Raw genomic sequence first — 17,791 nt, 5'->3', positions numbered from 1 at the left:
TTGACAATGGAGCATCTCAAGCCTTCGGCTGGGTTACCGCGCTTCTGGCCAGAAACGCCGTAACCGCCTCTGCATGCTCCGGGGTGGTGTGTGACAACGCTTGCGCGGCAGCCGAACATTCGAGAATGGCCGACAGGCTCGCAGTGCGGCCCTCGCGCAACAGGCGCTTGGTCATCCTGACGGCATGGGGCGCGTTCGACGCGATACGCTTGGCCAGCTCGCGGGTGGTTTCCATCAAAGCCTCAGGCTCGACCACTTGCGATACGAGGCCGCAGGCGAGCGCTTCATAGGCGTTGATCAAATCACCGGTGAAGGCCATTTCGCAGGCCTTGGCAAACCCGACCACTCGTGGCAGCAACCAGGCTCCGCCATCGCCTGGCACGATGCCCAGCTTGACGAAACTCTCGGCAAACCTGGCCTTGGTCGAAGCGATCCGGATGTCGCACATGCACGCCAGGTCGCAGCCGGCACCGATTGCCGGGCCGTTGACAGCCGCCAGCACTGGGATCTCCAGGCGTTCGAACAAAAGTGGCAGGCGTTGTATGCCATTACGGTAGTTGTATCGGGTGCGCACAGCCGATTGATCGACAAGGCCTGCGCCCTGGCGCATGGAGTGGATATTTCCGCCGGTGGAAAATGCCGAACCCGTGCCGGTCAGGATCACCACGCGGGCCGACCAGTCAGCGTCAGCCTCTTCCAAGGCATTGCACAGGGCATCGATCATGTCCGATTCGGAGATCGGATTGCGTTGCTCGGGGCGGTTGAGGGTCAACGTAACGATCCCCTCATCGACCTCACGCAGCAGAATGTCAGTCATCGAATTGTCCATCTGATCGTGTCCCCTAAATGCCTTTCCAGACAGGTTTGCGCTTCTCGGCGAAGGCCGTGGCGCCTTCTTTCGCGTCGTGAGACTTGAAGACCGGCAGGGTAAATTCATCCTGGCGCACGAACAGTTCGGTACTGGGCCAATCCTGGGAGTCCACCAGGACCTGCTTGCTGACTGCCACGGCCATCGGGCCGTTGGCGGCGATCGTCGCCGCCAACTCCAGCGCCGCGCCCATCACCTGCCCTGCCGGCACCACCCGGTTGATCAAGCCGTGGGCCAGCAACGCCTGGGCGCTGACCGATGCGCCGGTCAGCACCATTTCCATCGCGAGCCGATGAGGCAGTTGCCGTGGCAGCCGAACCAGGCCACCGGCGTTGGCCACCAAGCCGCGCTTGACTTCCGGTAACCCGAACTGCGAAACCTCGGAGGCAACGATCAAGTCGCAAGCCAGCGCCAGCTCAAAACCACCGGCCAGAGCCATGCCTTCGACAGCAGCTATCAATGGCTTGCGCACCCTGGCATTGGTCAGCCCCGCGAAACCACGGCCGAAAGGCTTGACGTTTTCCCCCTTGAGGAACGCCTTGAGGTCCATGCCCGCACAGAAAAAGCCGCCCGCACCGGTCAGAATCGAGACCTGGATGTCATGGCGTGCATCGATTTGATCGACCGCCTCGGCGATGGCCTGGGCGACGGCGCCGTTAACCGCATTCCTCGCTTCAGGGCGGTTGATGGTGATTGTTGCAATACCTTCACTTACGTCGAATAGAACGTCTGGCATGGGTTGCCCTCCTCAGCGCGGCGGCATGCGAATCGCACCATCCAGGCGGATGGTTTCACCGTTGAGCATCGGGTTCTCGATGATATGGGCGGCGAGCAAGGCGAACTCGGCGGGCTGCCCCAGCCTGGATGGATGAGGCACGGCGGCGGCCAGTCCCTCTCGGACTTGCGCAGAGACACGTGCCAGGATGGGTGTATCGAAGATGCCTGGGGCGATGGTGCAAACCCGGATCTTGCGGCTTGCCAGGTCCCGGGCGGCAACGATCGTCATGCCGACAATGCCGGCTTTCGCCGAGGCATAGGGGATCTGGCCAATCTGCCCCTCGTAGGCGGCCACGGACGAGGTCAGCACGATGGCGCCTCGTTCACCGTCGGCCTCGTCGTGCCTGGCCATTTCCGCGGCGGCCAGGCGCAGGACGTTGAAGGTCCCGATCAGGTTGACCCGCACCACGGCTTCATATTGCTCCAGCGACCCCGGTTCGCCGTCCTTGTCGACGACGCGCACCGGACCGCCACGACCTGCGCAATGCACCGTGGCACGCAACGGCGCAAGCGCCGACGCGGTCTTGAAGACCTGCAGCATCTGCGCTTCATCGGTGACATCCGCTGGCACGAACGCACAATCGGCCCCCAGTGCCCTGGCCACCGCCTCGCCATCGGAACTCGGCAGGTCGGCGATCACCACCTTGGCCCCCTGCGCCAACAGTTTTTCAGCCGTTGCGCGGCCCAGGCCCGATGCACCGCCAGTCACGACCGCGGCCATTCCTCGAATATTCATCAGCAGTCCTCAGAGTCGTTCGATAATCGTGGTGTTGGCCAGGCCGCCGGCCTCGCACATGGTCTGCAACCCATAGCGGCCGCCTGTCTGCTCCAGGGCGTGCAGCATGGTGGTCATCAGGCGACCACCCGAGGCCCCGAGAGGGTGGCCGAGCGCGATTGCACCGCCTCTGGGATTGACCCTGCGCGGGTCAACCTTGAATTCGCGCAGCCATGCCAGCGGAACACTGGCGAAGGCCTCGTTGACTTCGAAGTGATCGATGTCCTGTGCACGCAAGCCGGCCTTTTCCAAGGCGCGGCGAGTTGAGGTGATCGGCGCCGTCAGCATCATCAACGGGTCATCGCCAATCACATCGAACGACACAAAACGTGCCCGGGGCTTTAGGCCCAGCCGTTGGGCGGTCTGTTCGCTCATCAGCAGCAATGCCGAGGCACCGTCTGCCAGTTGCGATGAGTTGCCAGCGGTCACACTCCAGTTGATCTGCGGATAGCGGCCCCTCACCCCTTCGTCGACGAACGAAGGCTGCAGCGCGGCCAGCCGTTCGAAAGTGGTATCGGCACGGATGGTTTCGTCGAGGCCAAGCAATGTTGCATTGCCCGAGGTGACCGGGATGATTTCTGTATCGAACGCACCGCTGCGTTGGGCCGCCGACGCCCGATGGTGGGACTCCACGGAAAACACGTCGAGTTCTTCCCGGGAAATCCCCCATTTCGCGGCAATGCGCTCGGCAGCAATCCCTTGAGTAGTCAAACCGTCCGGGTAGCGCCCGTAGACCATCGAACCCAGTGGATCCTGATCGATGCGGGCGGAAAACATCGGTACCCGGCTCATCGATTCGACTCCCCCCGCAACGACGATGTCATAAGCTCCAGCGGCGATCCCCTGGGCGGCAAAGTGCACCGCCTGCTGGCTGGAGCCGCAACGCCTGTCGACGACTGTGGCCGGGACCTGCTCGGCCAGCCCCGCCCCCAGCCAGGCAAGGCGTCCAGGCGAACCGGACTGTTCGCCGACCTGGCTGACACAGCCGATGATCACGTCGTCCACTGTGGCCGAGTCCAGCTGATTGCGCGCAACCAGCGTCTTGAACAGCTGCCCGAGCAGATCGGTGGGATGAAGCCCTGTTAACGCTCCTCCAGTCTTGCCACGCCCGGTCGGGGTGCGAATGGCATCGACGATTACCGCTGTCTTGATGGTCATGTCTGGTTTTTTCTTGTTGGTTCAGGAAGTCCAAGTATCTGCCGGGGCCAATCCTGGCGGTTATCTGCTGCTGCACTGGGTATTGCCGCGGCCCCTCAGCAATAAAACCCAAGGCGCCTTCACACCACGGGCTTTGCGTGCCAGGCCGCGGCCAGCATGTGGCGTGCGGCCTGGTCCTTGCGCTGAGCGGCGCTACCACCCAATGCGTCATTGAGCCGCGCGCGCTTGAGAAACAAATGGCAGGGCTGCTCCCAGGTGAAGCCGATGCCACCGTGCAACTGCACCGACTCTTCACTGACACGACGGTAGACAGCACCGGCCAGAAGCCGACAGCTCGCGGCCTGGGTACGCCAGCTCGCAAGCTCGTCATCCCCCTCACAACTCGCATCGACCAATGCACGTGCCACTTCAATGTCCGTGGCAAGGTCCGCACATCGGTGCTTCAACGCTTGGAATGAAGCAATCGAACGCCCGAACTGTGTTCGCGTATGCATGTACGCCAGCGTTTCCCCCAATATTTGCTCGCTGCCGCCGATGGCATCACAGGCCAGGGCCAGATCGAAGTGCGCGGCCGCACGCAACATCGCGTCTTTGGCCGCCGGGCCCTGCAGAATCAATGCGTCGCCCGAAAGCTCCACCTGATCAAAAGAGACTTCGAATACCTGCGCCCGTGTCAGGTCCCAAGACTTGCGCGCCACCAGCGAGATGCCTGGGTGGTCTATCGACACCAGAGCCAGCGCAGGCTGCGCTTGTGCGATGGGAATCAGTAAATGCGTGGCCTGCCCGGCGCCCAGCAATTCGTGCACCGAGCCATTGAGCAAGAGGCTGGCGCCATGTACCGACACGTCGATTGCCATTCGCCCGTTGCCCACTGACAACGCCAGTTTCTGGCCGAAGATGATCTCCTCGATCAGTTCCGAGACCGCAGGGCTCGTGGCTGACTGCGACAGCAACTCCAGGCCGATCGCCGCTGCCATGACGCAGGGCCCGGCCAGCGCGCGCCCCAGTTCGCCATACAACGTGGCCAAGGCGTTAAAAGGTTGCTGCAGCCCGCCATACTGCTCCGGCACGCACAGCCCCAGCCAACCCAGCTCGGCGCTGACTTTCAGCAGGGCCGCCTCGTTAAGCGCTGCCCAGGCCGGATCCTTCAACAACCGATTGCGATCCTGACGTGCGAACAGCACTTTGCGTGCGGCGTCGCTCAAGGCTTCCCGTTCGATTAAATCGTCCACATCCAATCCTCTCTGATCGCGCGATACGTCACGCATACTTTTCCCTGGGCATGCCAAGTACCCGCTCGGAAATGATGTTGCGTTGAATCTCATTGCTGCCCCCGGCAATCGTCCACATGAAGGAGTTCATGTAATCGAACGACCAGTTGCCGGTTTCGTGGCCCCCGCCCAGGGTGAAAGGTTGCTGGTAGAGGGCGGCAAGTTCGCTGCGTTGTCCCAGGGCCGTGAACTCCCTGAGCACCTGGGCGTAGAACAGCTTGACCATCGATGCTGTGCCGCCGACGTCCTTGCCGGCGACGAGGCGGGCCATCATGTTTTTCACCATAGCGCTGAGTGCATCGATCTTGACAAACACATCCACAGCTTCGCGCCGGAATTGGTCATCCTGCACCTGTCCTTCGCCATCAGCGCCCATGGCCTGCAGCAAACGCCAGCGCGAGCGCGAAAGGCGCTCCGACAACTCCAGGATGGTCAGGCCGCGCTCGGAGTTGAGCGTCGTCTGCGCGATGCGCCAGCCCTCGCCTTCCTCGCCCAACCTGTTGGTCACGGGGATACGCACATTGGTCAGGAAGATCTCGGCAAACTCTTCGTCCCCCGTGATCTGCCGGATGGGGCGCACCTCCACTCCCGGCGAACGCATGTCCATCAGCAGGAAGGTGATACCCGCCTGCTTGGGACCGGAAGCATCGGTTCGTACCAGAAGCAGGCAGTAATCGGCGTGCTGGCCCAGGGTCGACCAGACCTTCTGCCCATCGACAACATAGTGATCGCCATCACGCACGGCCCGGGTCTTGAGCGACGCCAGGTCAGAGCCGGCATTGGGCTCGGAAAAGCCCTGGCACCAGATTTCACCGGCCAGAATCGCAGGCAGATGGCGGTGTCTCTGCTCAGGCGTACCCCACTCCATCAGGGTCATGGCCGCGTGGTACAGCGAGATGAAGTACAGGATCAGGCGCGGTGCATCGGCACGGGCCAGCTCTTCGACGATCACGACCTGCTCCGCGAGGCTGCGCCCGCCCCCTTGCCAACCAGCCTGCCAGTGCGACGTCGCCAGGCCGGCCACCACCAGGGACTTCATCCATTGGCGCTGGAACTGCAGGAAGTCATCGCTTTGCACATCTGTCATTCGCTCACGCCAATTAGCGGGAATGTTGTCTTCCAGCCATGCGCGAGTATCAGCGCGTAGTTGCTCCAACTGCCGTGCGTCATCAGTCATGGAATTCTCCAAGCGATTGAAAAGTGGGGTTCAGCGCAGACCCAGGCCCCGGGAGATGATGCCGCGCAGGATTTCGCGGGTACCGCCTCGCAATGAATACGAAGGGGCGTTCATGACGGACTGGGACAGCACCTCGAACAGACGGTTATCCGCCCTGGGACCTGCTCGATCGTGTATGAACAGCGAGCGTGCGATCTCAGGTATCTCTTGCTCCAGTACCGCACCGAGGTCTTTGACGATAGAGGCCTGGAGCTGCGGGTCCTGCCCTTCCTGGAGCATCGAGGTCACGCTCCTGGACAAATGCCGCAGTGTCACGATGTGGCTGGCAAGACGACCGACGGCGAGTGCCTGTGCATCATCCGCAGCCCCGCGTAATGAGCGCACGAGCTCCACCAGCACTCGAAAGGACGACAGGTAGCGTTCCGGCCCGCTGCGTTCGAAGGCCAACTCACTGGTGACCTGGGCCCAACCTTGGCCCTGGGTGCCGATCAGTGCGTCGTCGGCCAAAAAAACGTCCTCGAAGACGACTTCGTTGAAGTGGTGCCGGCCGGCCATGTCCATGATCGGGTTTATCTTGATACCCGGGGTTTTCAGGTCCACCAGCAACTGACTCGTTCCGCTTTGACGATCGGCACGAGCGCCGTCGGTGCGGCAGAACAGCACCATGTAATGCGCCTCATGGGCGTAGGTCGTCCATAGCTTGGTGCCATTGACCCGCCATCCGCCCTCGACCGGTACGGCTCGCGTCTCTACCGCCGCGAGGTCCGAGCCGGAGTTGGGTTCGCTCATCCCAATGCTGGTAAAGCATTCGCCTCGGGCCATGCGTGGCAACAATGTGCGCTTTTGTGCTTCGGTGCCGAACTTGAGCAACAACGGTCCCGTCTGCCGATCGGCGAACCAGTGCGCGGCCACCGGTGCGCCGGCGGCCAATAGTTCCTCAAGCACTACGTAGCGCTCAAACGCCGTGCGCTCATGACCGCCATATATCTTCGGCCACGTCATGCCGATCCAGCCACGGGCGCCGAGTTTTGCACTGAAGTCGGCATCGAACCCACTCCAGGACTCACCTCGTTGCAGGGCCGACCAATGGGCGCCGTGCTCGCTGATGAAGTCGCGCACTTGCTGACGGAGCGACTCGAGCGAATCGCCCCTGTCCAACTCCGTGAAATTGAATTGGGGAGTCATGGTGAGTCTCTCAGAGGGACGAAAGAATGGGCCACAGATCATCGGCGTCGGCGCTGGCCTGAATCAGGTATTGGCCGATCCGACGGTTCCAGTAGGCTTCGCTTGCGCCCTGGTCGCGGCAGGTCCAGAGCAATTTGGTGAAGAAGTGCAGGCGATGCTCGGCTGTGAATCCGATGGCGCCATGAATCTGATGGGCCAATCCGCAGGCAACGCTGGCGGCCTCGCCAGCGCGGGACTTGGCCATCGCAATCGGAATGAGAGACCGGCCATCGACCAGTGCACGCACTACCCGGTCGGCGGCAGCAGCGGCGGCGCAGGTATGACTGGCCAGCAGCGCCAGGTTCTGCTGGATCACCTGGAATTTGCCGATCGGCTTGCCAAACTGGCTACGCTCGCTGGCGTACTGCACCGTCATTTCCAGCACACGCTCCAAGGCCCCTGAAATCAGCAGCACCCGGGTAGCGGCTTCATCGGCGATGTAGGTATCGAGCCCATGCGGCGCCGGTTTCACGGCTGCATCAGACAGGGTGCAATTGACGATCAAACGATCATCAGGGGCTCCGGCGAGATTGAGGCCGATCTCAACCCGCCATGCGCCTTGCGGCAGTTCAATCAGGTACAGCCCGTCAGGTTGCCCACAGGGCACTGCGATCCTTTCGGCGTGGCGCCCCCAGGGTACGTTCGGACACTCACCCGACAATCGCCAGCCGCCAGGTTGTCTGGCCAGTTGCAACGGCTTGGCGTCATGCGTCAGCGCCAGTACCGACACCCCGGAGCCGACTGTGAACCCCGCTTCGCCGAGCCTGAAGTTGGCGAGCATGGTTTCTGCCAACGGCAGCGGCAAGGCAAACCTGCCAGCCAGTTGCAGCAGTCGTAACGACTCTGCAGGGTCCATCCCAAAGCCGCCCGCCTCTTCGCTGAGCAGCGCCATGGGCAGGCCCAGTTCCTCGATGGCCTGCCAGTGCGATGCCAACCATTCGCCCTGTTCGGCCCTGCGTAGATATTCGTCGGTGCACAGGTCTTCGAACAGGCGAGTCACCGAGTGCGATAAAACGTTGTCTGTTTGGTTCATAGTGTCAACTCATCGGCCAGCATGGCGCCCCGTCGCCTCCTTGGCGACGTCGGTCGCACGTTGAAAAAACTGGGAGAGGCTACGGCGGCAAGCGTTCAAGGGACTGTATAGGGCCGGACGGCAACGGCATTGCCCTTGCCCGCACCCACTCTTATCCATCCTCCCGCGGTGACAGGTTGCTAAAACATCACTTCGCGGTTGATCAGGCGCGCAGGGTCCATGGCCGCGCGCATGCGGCGCATGACTTCCTTTTCACCGGAGGACTTCTGCTCCTTCATGAAGGCTTTCTTGAATTGGCCAATGCCATGTTCTGCGGTAATCGCTCCACCAAACCGGGGCAATGCGGCATACACCAACTGTTCGATATGATGGGCGACTTCATGGGTATGGGGGCCGACCGTGATTCCCAAATGAATGTTGTTGTCGCCCAGATGCCCAAACGTGACAAACCTGGCTTCGGGATAGGGCGTACACAACGCTTCACGCACGGCGCTCAGATAGGCTTCGACGCATGGAATTTCCACGCTGACGTCGAACGCGATGAAAGGCGACATCTCACGCACGATGGCTTCAGTACCTTCGCGCACCCGCCAGAAATCCTGACACTGCTTTTCCGAGGCAGCGACCACCGCGTCGACCATCAGCTCGCTGGCCAGGGCCTCTTCGAGAAATTCATTGAAAATCATCCGGTCGGCCGTTTCGTTGTAGCCCAGGCCTTCGATCAATATGTAATAGGGCTGCCCAGGGGCGACTGGCCCCTTGTTCAGCGCATCGGGCGCCACCAACGAGTAGAAATCGCTCCACATCACCTCAAACGCGCTGAGTATGGGCAAGCGACGCGCCCGTGCCAGCAGCGCCACCACCTTGTCGAAGCTGGCGACGGAAACAAAGGCCACGTAATGTGTGGATGGCAACGGCACCAGCTTGACGACTGCGCGACTGACAACGCCGAAGGTGCCCTCAGAGCCGATGAACAGATGCTTGAGATCGTAGCCGGTGTTGTTCTTCAGCAGGCGCCCCAGGCTCGACACCAGCGTGCCATCGGCCAGTACGGCCTCGATCCCCAAGATGTTCTGCCGGGTCATGCCCCAGCGAATGACCCGGTTGCCACCCGCATTGGTCGCGATGGTCCCGCCCAACGTGGCAGTCCCCTTGGAACCCAGGTCGATGGGATAGAAGAGACCTTGCGCCTGCACCGCGTTCTGCAACGCTTCAATGGTGACGCCGGCCTGCACCACCGCTGTTTGGCTCGAGACACAGATGTCTTCGATTTTATTCATGCGCTCAAGCGAAATGACCACATCATCCGGCTCACTGTAGGCACCTCCCGCGACCCCCGTCCTGCCGCCTTGTACGACCATGGGCTGATTGAACCGCGCGCACAGACTGATCACCCTCGCCAGCTGCTCGATGTCGGCGGGGCGAATGATCATGCCGGCCAGGGTGGGCGTCATGCAGAGCGGGTCGCAGGATCGCGATGAGACATCGGTTCCCGTCAACACCCCTGAAGGGCCGGTCACCGCCACAATCTGTTTATAGAGTTCGCTGTCCAGGAGGGGAGATGCTGTCATGTCGTCATCAGCCATGCAGGGTCTGGATGAGCTCGATGGAGTAGCCATCGGGATCTTTGACAAAGGCCAATGCCGGTGCGCCAGGGACCATTATTTTCGGCGCCGTGCTGACCGCGCCACCATGAGCTTCCAATTTTTGGCACATGGCATGGATATCCGGCACGCCGATAGCGAGGTGGCCAAAGCCACTACCATGGGTGTAGTCGTCGGGCTGGTCCCAGTTGTGAGTCAACTCGATCGCCGGACCGCTGGCGAAATCGGTGTATGACAGAAAGACCAGGGAGAAGCGTCCCTGCTCGCTGTCGAAGCGGCTGATCGGTGCCATACCGAGGCCTTCGCAATAGAAATCAAGGGACCTGGTCAGGTCGCGCACCCTGATCATCGAATGCAGCAGACGAGGCTGGGTAGCGTTCGCCCCCCATACCCAAAGGCTGCCATCCACCGTTTTATCCGCCGCCTGAGGCGCTTTAACAGTCGTGCGCTCGTCGCTCATCTGAAACTCCACATAGGTGTCCGGGCAGGACCGCGAAGCGCGGTCGAATGACAGCGAATCTATCAAGCTCCCTTGCCCCGGCTTGTCCATTCCAGCACTGAAAGTACCCTGCACGCTCGCGCAGTCATTCGGATTTCAGGGTGGGTATGGCGTTGTCTTTATCATCAACTGTCGCCTGAGCCGATAAACGTCTACTTTCCAGGCTGACCGCTGCGTATACTCAATTCAATAAACCTGCCGGAGGAAATCACCCATGGGCCTGGACCCAATCAAGGACTATCCGCAAACACAGCAGAACGTAGCCGCGCCACGGCTCTCGATTCGCGAAGAGCAGAAATTGCGGACGCGCGACCGCTTGCTCGATGCCGCATTCGAAGTCTTCAGTGCAGTGGGTTATCGCGCCGCGACCATTGATGAAATCATGAAGCGTGCCGGTGCCAATCGTGCGACCTTCTATCTCCACTTTTCGGACAAGCTTGATATCGCCGCAGGGATTGGGCGCCGGTCCTCCATGGCGGTATCGGATCGGTTCCGTCAGCTGGATAAAATGGTCGAGCCGAGCAAGGCCGATATCCGGGTTTGGCTGGAAAACGACTTGAACCATCGACGCAGCGAAAAGGTAATGGTCGATATCATTCATGAAGCCAGTTCCGCAGACCCACGCTTCGGTCAGGAATACCTGGACTACTTTGTCCGCATCGCCGAGCGGGTCATGGTCAATACGGTCGCACGCTGGCCGGAAGACCAACGGCCGATGGCCAGAATGAAGATCGTCTGCCTGTTCGTCATGCTGCATCGCCTGGAGTTTCACTTACTGTGCCAAGAGCTGGATTTCGGCACTTACGACCCGATCGACGCGCTTGCCAACCTGCTCTGGAATGAGCTGTTCGCCCCCCTCCCCCCACAGTAGTGTGCTGCTACCGGGTGCTACTCCCCGGTCTGTTCTTCAGGCATGCACTGGCCCGTCGAAACCGGGTGCGCCTACAGACAAGTAGCCGCAAGGGCCGGTGATAACGTCAAATCGCCCGGTACCCTGTCACCGCTCCTGCGGGAGCACCCAACGACAAGCAGACTGGAGCACGTTCTCGTGGAGTCGGCAGTTTTCTGCCACTTCCATCGTTCCTCATTGAAACGGAGCTGCTCATGCCAGACAAAACCTATACGACGCTCACACTCCAGCTTGGAGAGCCCCTGGCCCATCTTCGACTCAACCGGCCTGCGCTGTTGAACCGGTTCGACGAAATCGCCCATGTCGAATTCATCCAGGCATTGAATGCGGTCGCGAATGACAAGACAGCCCGTGTCCTCATTCTTTCGGCTGAAGGCAAGGTGTTTTCGGCGGGAGGCGATTTCGATGAGATTATTGCAGCGGCGAACTCAAGCGAGATCCGCAGCAAGATGACTTGGCTGGCCAGGACCCTGTTCAACGCACTGACGGATCTGCCTGTTCCGGTTATCGCCGCCGTCCAGGGTGCAGCGGCAGGCCTGGGCACCACGATCATGAGCCTTTGCGATGTGGTAGTCGCCTCCCGGACGGCCAGGATTTCCGACCCCCACGTGTCCATCGGGCTGGTCGCTGGCGACGGTGGCATCATTGGCTGGACACAGTCGGTAGGTATCAACCGGGCCAAGCGCTATCTGTTGACAGGCGAAGCCATTACCGCTGAACAAGCCTATCAGATGGGATTGGTGACCGATCTGACCGACTCACCCGATGGGGTTTTACCCCGCGCCCGGGAAATCGGCGAACTCATCGCCCATCTCCCCGTGGCTGGCGTTGAAGGCACCAAACGCGCCTTTGCGCGGTTGACTCACGAGAAAGCCAACCTTGTGCTTGAGCTTGGCCTTGCCTATGAAATGGAAAGCATGACCCGCCCGGACGTCCAAAATACCATCAACCAATTGCGGCGCTAACATCTGCGGCTTTCACGACCACAGCACTGCGCGTTGCTCATGAAGGCTGATCAGCACAGATAACGCGGCGACTCACCCTCGACATGTCCCAGAGGTCGGGTCGCGCGCTTACCCTCCGACTGCCGGAATTCACGTGGCGAACAGCCCCAGTAGCTTCTGAACAAGCGGCTGAAGTGAGCGGCGGTCTTGAACCCGTTCATATAGGCGATTTCAGAGATGGTGTAATGGCGAGTATCCAGCGCCAACAGCCATTCGCCTGTTTGCTTCAGCCGCTCCTCCCATAGCAGATCCGAGAATGACGTTCCTTTGAGTTTCAACAGGTGACAGAGATAACGGGGGGAGATGCCGCAGCCACGGGCAACGGCGGACGCGGATATGTCCGGGTTCGCCAGGTGCAGGGAAATGTACGCCAGTATCTCCTCATGTCGCTTCTCACTGATGTGCTTGCGCGCTTCCAATGGCACGCCGGCTCCCTGGACCACGCATTGCGCTTCAGTCAGCAAGGTTTCGATCAGCAAGTCGACCACATGACGCTCCAGCTCCCGACCCTGGCCACTCAGCATGGAGAACAAGGTTGGCATGGCGAGGCGCCATTCGGCGGGCGTGCAAAGCCGGTTCTTCAATGGAATACCGTTGGGAAAGTGACGGTGCACCAGATCAAGCGGGAGCAGGATGGAATAGTACTCCGACAAGGTCATGTCGTTCGCCAGGCTCTCCCAGCGAAATGGCACGTTGCTGCGACTGATTGCAAATTGTCCAGGACCGACCTTCATGGTTACGCCACATTGAGACAGGGAAAACTCCCCTGACTTGACGTAACGGAGCATGACGAGGTTTTCCTTGTTGTCACTGATGTGATTCCAGGATCGCCAGAATGCGTACCGGCGCCGGGACGACAGAAGCGTCACGGGGCAAGGAGAAGTAATACCACGGCGAGCCACCAAGTCGAATTTACGATCACTGGCCAGGCTTTCGATATCGCAATCGTAGTACTCGTACTTGAGCGGTTCGATCCAATTGGCATGTTGCAGGAGGAACGGCTTGGTCCAGGCAAACTCTCGGTCACTTGGAAGGCTATTGGCAGGCAGGCGTTGGGCGGCGACGGCTGATACGGTGTTCATGCATGCGTCCCTCTTTTCTTATTTTTTTGATAGGCGTTGCCAAAGAATCCACGTGACTTGTTATTCGACACGTGTTGTCCAAAATCTAGCGGACATGCCTGGACACGTCAAGTGTCGCCGCAATGCCGAAGCATCGGGCGACAGACGTTCATCGATCTCGGGGAAAAAGGAAGGCGTAAGCCCCAGCGAAGCGCTGTCAGGCCATCGAAAAAGAAGCCGCAGTCAGGTCAGTGCAAGACGCCCCATGGCAACTGCTGTATGTGGCGCATAAGGCAAGCCAAGTGTTGGCTTGCCTCTCCACTCAGGCCGTGACGGCCTCGGATATCAGCTTGGTGTCCCAATAGATCGGCCTGATGCTGCAGATACGACCGTCCTTGAACTGCGTGACCTCGCTGACTGGCATGGACACGGCAACGCCCCGCGCCTTGGAGCGACCTGAAAACTGCAGCAACCCTATCGCATAGCTGTCACCTGCAGTAACGGCAATGACGTTGATCTTCAGTTCATCCCAGTAACTGACCACTTGGCCGAACAAAGACTGTAGTTGGTCGATACCATGATAGACCCCGCCATAGGGCAGTCCCTCTGCTTCGTGGACCACCAGGTCGGCGGCGACCACACGTTCAACCGCAGCCCAATCATTGGTAAAGATCGCGTCGTAGAACGCACGCAGGGTTGAAGCGTTAGCGATATTTTCATCCTGGCTCACAAGTTCATTCCTCTTGCTATTAGTCGTCACGCGGATGTGAATGGCAGCCCACGGGCCGACAGCTGTGCCCGTCAAGACAGCATAAAGGCGGCTTGTCGAACCGCTTGTCCCGGGCCGAATCCGGCCTTGCCCTCTCCTGCATTGATGGGGCCGCCAAAGGTCGGTTGTCAGGCAGACAACAGTTGGCAAGGGACACTCGACGACCTTCGAACAAGCTGCGCCGTGACGCAGCCCATCAAGCGCTGGCGGCCACTCTCGATCCACTTGGGGCCGCCAATGCGCGAGCCATTTCGTTGGCCGCCACATAGCCGAACACCATGGCCGGTCCGATTGTTCCGCCAGCGCCAGGGTAAGCATTGCCGAATGGAGAACCCGAGGCGTTCCCTGCCGCATACAGTCCCGGAATCGGACGCCCTTGGGCGTCCAGAACGCGCGCCCGATCATCCGCTTTCAAGCCACCCTTGGTACCAAGATCTCCCAGGTCGATCGCCACGGCGTAGAACGGTGGCAGCCCGATGTGGCCCAGGCAAGGATTGGGTTTGACCCTGGCGTCACCGAAGGTGCGGTCATAATCGGTGTTGCCGCGACCGAACTCGGGATCCACTCCAGAGCGGGCGTATTCGTTCATACGCTGGACCGTGGACTCGAGCCTGGCCGGCTCCAGGCCGATCTTCACGGCCAACTCAGCGACGGTCGGCGCCTTGTAGATGTAATGGTCCCACTCATCCGGGCCGATACTACGGTCTGGCATGATCGGTGAGGGCATATAACCTCCAGCCGGGAATTTACGCCGGAACGTCGCATCAAAGACCAGCCAGCACGGTGCATTCTTGCCGGTCTTGAGATGGTCCTGAATCATGGCGTTACCGAAACGGTCATAACCACAGGCCTCGTTCACGAACCGGTCCCCCTCGCGATTCACGCAAACGCTATGGGGGCGGCCCACGTCAAAGGTTGCTTGGTGGATCTCGTGGAAATTCGAAACCCCCGGCATGGGCCTGGACATTGTCGGCACCCACCAACCGTTTTCCATGAATTCGACGTCAGCACCGACCTCCAGGCCCGCCAGCAGTAGCTCTCCACGGTTAGCCTCTTCGGGCGTGCTACTCCAGCGCCGATCGCCAGCCACGGTGAAGTATCGGTCGCGCAATGCCTGGTTCCATTCGAATCCGCCCGCGCAAACGACCACCCCCCGAGAGGCACGGATGAGACGAGTGTGCCCTAACCGCTCGACCTCTACTCCACAAACCCTGCCGTCTTCCATCAACAGCTTCTTGACAGCCGCGCCCAGGCGCAACTCGACTCCACGCTTGCGCAGTAGTTCGCGCATCGGTGCGATCAGCGCGCCGCCGAGGCTGAGCAAACGGTCGCGGCGCGTCAACCGCCGCGTACCCCAGTCTTTCCAGTAGCGGCCTACCACACGGGCCAAGGTTGCGATCCAGCCTGGTGCTTTTGCAGCGATGCCGAAAGCTTCATTGAAGTCCATCGTATAGCGATTCAGCAGCTTGAATCGGGTGAACTGCTCACGGATCAAATGGAATTCCTCTTCCAACCTTCGACCGTCGTACATCGGACAAACCAATGAGCGATCCGCGCGAGCGCCGGGGTATTCGGCAAAGTAGTCTGACCAGGGCATCACCTGTAAATCGATGCCGACAGAACGCAGGAAAGCGACCATTTCGGGTCCTTGGTCGACAAAGCTTTCGAGGCGGTCGCGACGAACGTCGCCCTCGATGACGGCATTCAGATAACGCAGGGTCTCTTCACGGCTGTCATCGGTACCCAGGCCATGATTGGGAATCCAGAGCACACCGCCCGAAGTGGCCGACGTGCCGCCGAACTTATGTGCCTTCTCCAGGATCAGCACCGACATCCCCAAGCAGGATGCCCGCAAGGCGGCCGCCATGCCGGCGGCGCCAGAGCCCACTACGACAACATCATACGTTTCATTCATTTGCGCTTCGCGCCCCGTGCTTGCCGATTGAGGACCGTCCGTGCGAAGCACATGCATGAGTCGCTGCCTACAGCGAAACAACGTCATTGCGCCTGCACTGTTTTTACGAGTGTAAGCAGCTTGTCCGCACCGAGATTGTCTGACGCCGAGCTTGAACTTGTATTACGCCGCACGCTGGTGGGAAAACGCTCGCCATTGCGTCTCCTCCATGGCAATACGTCCGCAGGCCCTGTGATACAGGCCCGTATCGCGTGGCGGCAATGCCACGTCCCCCGATCATTGCGCAGGAGTGGAGCATGTCCATCTACACACACGTTGCAATTGGCACCAACAACCTTGAGCAGTCACGTCGTTTCTATGATGCCGTATTGGGCGCACTGGGTCTGAAGCGGCTCGGTGACATGCCCAGTTCATCTTTTTATGGTGCTGAAGTACCTGAACTCATGATCACTGCACCTATCGATGGCAAGCCTGCCAGCGCTGGCAACGGCATCACCATCAGTTTTGCATCGGCCTCCCGCGCCGCCGTCGATGCCTTTCATGCCGCAGCACTTTCAAATGGTGGGACCTGCGCCGGAAAACCTGGCCCGCGCCCCGTCGCGCCGACAGCCTACGGTGCCTATGTACGCGATCCTGATGGAAACAAACTCGCGACCTATTGCTACGCGGCGCAGTGATACGCGCGCACCTTCGAGTGTCCCTGGGCGATGACCGCCCAGGCCTGAACGCCAATAACAGACACAGGGGAACCCATACATGAAAGCCTGGATGCTCAATACCCAGACAGGAACCGCGGACCTGGACCTGACCGACGCAAACATCCCGTCCATCGCAGAAAATGAAGTGCTGGTCCGCATGACTGCTCCAGGGGTAGTGCCCTTTGACAACGCCGTGATCAACGATGAAAACGAAGACAATTTCCCCGCCGCAGTCCTACCGATACAACCCGGCAACCAGGGCGCCGGCAGGGTCGCCAATGAAGGGACCACCGGGTTCAAGAAAGGCGAACGGGTAATGTTCGGCGCTTTCGTCTATGGGTTCATGCGCCCCGGCAGTTGGGCAGAATACGTGGCCGTCGACGCCGCACACCTGACCCGTATTCCGGACAGCGTATCGGATGCCGAAGCCGCCCAGGCCGTGGTGGCTTACCCGACGGCTTATATGGCTCTCAAGGAGGCGGGAATGGCGCCCGGCAAGACCGTACTTGCCACCGGTATCGGCGGTTCGGTGGGCAATGCCGCCTATCAATTGGCAAAGGCCATGGGCGCGAGCAAAGTCTTTTCCTCGACCAGTTCCTCGGAAAAGGCCGCGCGCGCAGCCGAACATGGCTTTGACAATGTCATCGACATGTCGCAGCAGAGCCTGGCTGAAGGCGTCCTGGCAGGTACGGATGGAGAAGGCGTCGACATCGTCATCGATTCGTTGGGTGGGCAAGTCATTGCCGAAGCGATCAAATGCATGAAGCGCTATGGCAAAACCATCACCCTGGGTTTTGCCGCCGGTCGCCAGTCCAAGGTTGCCCTCGCCGACCTGATTCTGGTGCGCGGCAGTATCCAGGGATTCGGCGTGTACACCAGCTCTGCCGCTGAATGGCAGGAAGCCTGGGAAGTTTTCCGTGGGTTCTGCGACGAGGGGAAAATCAAGGTCCTGTTCGACAAGAGCTTCCCTTTCGATCAGGCACCCCAAGCCCTGCGCTACATGGCGACCCAGCGCCCGTTCGGCGCCGTTGCGCTGGCTATCTGAAGC

Annotated in this window: 17 protein-coding genes; 4 read left to right on the top strand and 13 right to left on the bottom strand. The window is 60.3% G+C overall.

What is annotated here, in order from left to right:
• Nucleotides 1-16: 16 nt before the first annotated feature.
• The 10 genes from BLU85_RS06425 to gloA form a co-directional block, all read right to left on the bottom strand.
• Nucleotides 17-817 (bottom strand): crotonase/enoyl-CoA hydratase family protein, encoded by an 801-nt coding sequence (locus BLU85_RS06425; protein ID WP_092199251.1) that lies wholly within the window; start codon nucleotides 815-817, stop codon nucleotides 17-19.
• Nucleotides 818-842: 25 nt separating this feature from the next.
• Nucleotides 843-1,604, bottom strand: coding sequence for a crotonase/enoyl-CoA hydratase family protein (locus BLU85_RS06420; RefSeq protein ID WP_092198644.1), 762 nt, complete (start codon nucleotides 1,602-1,604; stop codon nucleotides 843-845).
• 12 nt (nucleotides 1,605-1,616) lie between these two features.
• Nucleotides 1,617-2,381 carry an SDR family NAD(P)-dependent oxidoreductase gene (locus BLU85_RS06415; protein WP_092198647.1) on the bottom strand — a complete coding sequence of 255 codons (765 nt, stop codon included), beginning with the start codon at nucleotides 2,379-2,381 and terminating at the stop codon, nucleotides 1,617-1,619.
• Nucleotides 2,382-2,390: 9 nt separating this feature from the next.
• Nucleotides 2,391-3,572, bottom strand: a complete 1,182-nt coding sequence (locus tag BLU85_RS06410) for a thiolase family protein (protein WP_092199254.1) — start codon at nucleotides 3,570-3,572, stop codon at nucleotides 2,391-2,393.
• Between the two features lie 125 nt (nucleotides 3,573-3,697).
• Nucleotides 3,698-4,846 (bottom strand): acyl-CoA dehydrogenase family protein, encoded by a 1,149-nt coding sequence (locus tag BLU85_RS06405; RefSeq protein WP_170847564.1) that lies wholly within the window; start codon nucleotides 4,844-4,846, stop codon nucleotides 3,698-3,700.
• A complete protein-coding gene (locus BLU85_RS06400) occupies nucleotides 4,839-6,026 on the bottom strand; it encodes an acyl-CoA dehydrogenase family protein (RefSeq protein ID WP_092198653.1) in 1,188 nt (395 codons plus the stop codon). Before BLU85_RS06400 ends, BLU85_RS06405 begins: the two co-directional genes overlap by 8 nt.
• Nucleotides 6,027-6,056: 30 nt before the next feature.
• Nucleotides 6,057-7,211 carry an acyl-CoA dehydrogenase family protein gene (locus tag BLU85_RS06395; RefSeq protein ID WP_092198656.1) on the bottom strand — a complete coding sequence of 385 codons (1,155 nt, stop codon included), beginning with the start codon at nucleotides 7,209-7,211 and terminating at the stop codon, nucleotides 6,057-6,059.
• Nucleotides 7,212-7,221: 10 nt separating this feature from the next.
• Complete coding sequence (locus BLU85_RS06390) at nucleotides 7,222-8,283, bottom strand: acyl-CoA dehydrogenase family protein (protein WP_092198659.1); 1,062 nt, start codon at nucleotides 8,281-8,283, stop codon at nucleotides 7,222-7,224.
• Between the two features lie 179 nt (nucleotides 8,284-8,462).
• Nucleotides 8,463-9,854 (bottom strand): FAD-binding oxidoreductase, encoded by a 1,392-nt coding sequence (locus BLU85_RS06385; protein WP_092199257.1) that lies wholly within the window; start codon nucleotides 9,852-9,854, stop codon nucleotides 8,463-8,465.
• 7 nt (nucleotides 9,855-9,861) lie between these two features.
• The gene (gloA, locus tag BLU85_RS06380) at nucleotides 9,862-10,347 is read right to left on the bottom strand and encodes a lactoylglutathione lyase (RefSeq protein WP_092199260.1); all 486 of its coding nucleotides are present in this window, start codon (nucleotides 10,345-10,347) and stop codon (nucleotides 9,862-9,864) included.
• Nucleotides 10,348-10,600: 253 nt separating this feature from the next.
• Here gloA and BLU85_RS06375 point away from each other — a divergent pair, with 253 nt between their 5' ends.
• Both BLU85_RS06375 and BLU85_RS06370 read left to right on the top strand, forming a co-directional pair.
• Nucleotides 10,601-11,257 (top strand): TetR/AcrR family transcriptional regulator, encoded by a 657-nt coding sequence (locus BLU85_RS06375; RefSeq protein WP_092198662.1) that lies wholly within the window; start codon nucleotides 10,601-10,603, stop codon nucleotides 11,255-11,257.
• Nucleotides 11,258-11,490: 233 nt separating this feature from the next.
• A complete protein-coding gene (locus BLU85_RS06370; protein ID WP_092198665.1) occupies nucleotides 11,491-12,261 on the top strand; it encodes an enoyl-CoA hydratase/isomerase family protein in 771 nt (256 codons plus the stop codon).
• A gap of 50 nt (nucleotides 12,262-12,311) precedes the next feature.
• Here BLU85_RS06370 and BLU85_RS06365 read toward each other — a convergent pair whose 3' ends face one another.
• From BLU85_RS06365 to BLU85_RS06355, 3 genes are all read right to left on the bottom strand, one after another.
• Nucleotides 12,312-13,382 (bottom strand): helix-turn-helix transcriptional regulator, encoded by a 1,071-nt coding sequence (locus BLU85_RS06365; RefSeq protein ID WP_092198668.1) that lies wholly within the window; start codon nucleotides 13,380-13,382, stop codon nucleotides 12,312-12,314.
• Between the two features lie 301 nt (nucleotides 13,383-13,683).
• Nucleotides 13,684-14,091 (bottom strand): nuclear transport factor 2 family protein, encoded by a 408-nt coding sequence (locus BLU85_RS31095; protein WP_170847565.1) that lies wholly within the window; start codon nucleotides 14,089-14,091, stop codon nucleotides 13,684-13,686.
• Between the two features lie 235 nt (nucleotides 14,092-14,326).
• Nucleotides 14,327-16,045: an FAD-dependent oxidoreductase gene (locus tag BLU85_RS06355; protein WP_092199263.1), complete on the bottom strand. Its 1,719-nt coding sequence runs from the start codon at nucleotides 16,043-16,045 to the stop codon at nucleotides 14,327-14,329.
• A gap of 296 nt (nucleotides 16,046-16,341) precedes the next feature.
• Between BLU85_RS06355 and BLU85_RS06350 the strand changes: the two genes are divergently transcribed.
• Entirely contained in the window at nucleotides 16,342-16,722 is a 381-nt protein-coding gene (locus tag BLU85_RS06350) for a VOC family protein (RefSeq protein WP_092198674.1), read from the top strand.
• A 79-nt stretch (nucleotides 16,723-16,801) separates the two neighbouring features.
• Entirely contained in the window at nucleotides 16,802-17,788 is a 987-nt protein-coding gene (locus tag BLU85_RS06345; protein WP_092198677.1) for a quinone oxidoreductase family protein, read from the top strand.
• Nucleotides 17,789-17,791: the final 3 nt, after the last annotated feature.

The organism is Pseudomonas sp. NFACC14 (assembly GCF_900106885.1).
GTDB lineage: Bacteria > Pseudomonadota > Gammaproteobacteria > Pseudomonadales > Pseudomonadaceae > Aquipseudomonas > Aquipseudomonas fluorescens_AA.
This window is presented reverse-complemented; position numbering and strand designations above follow the sequence as displayed.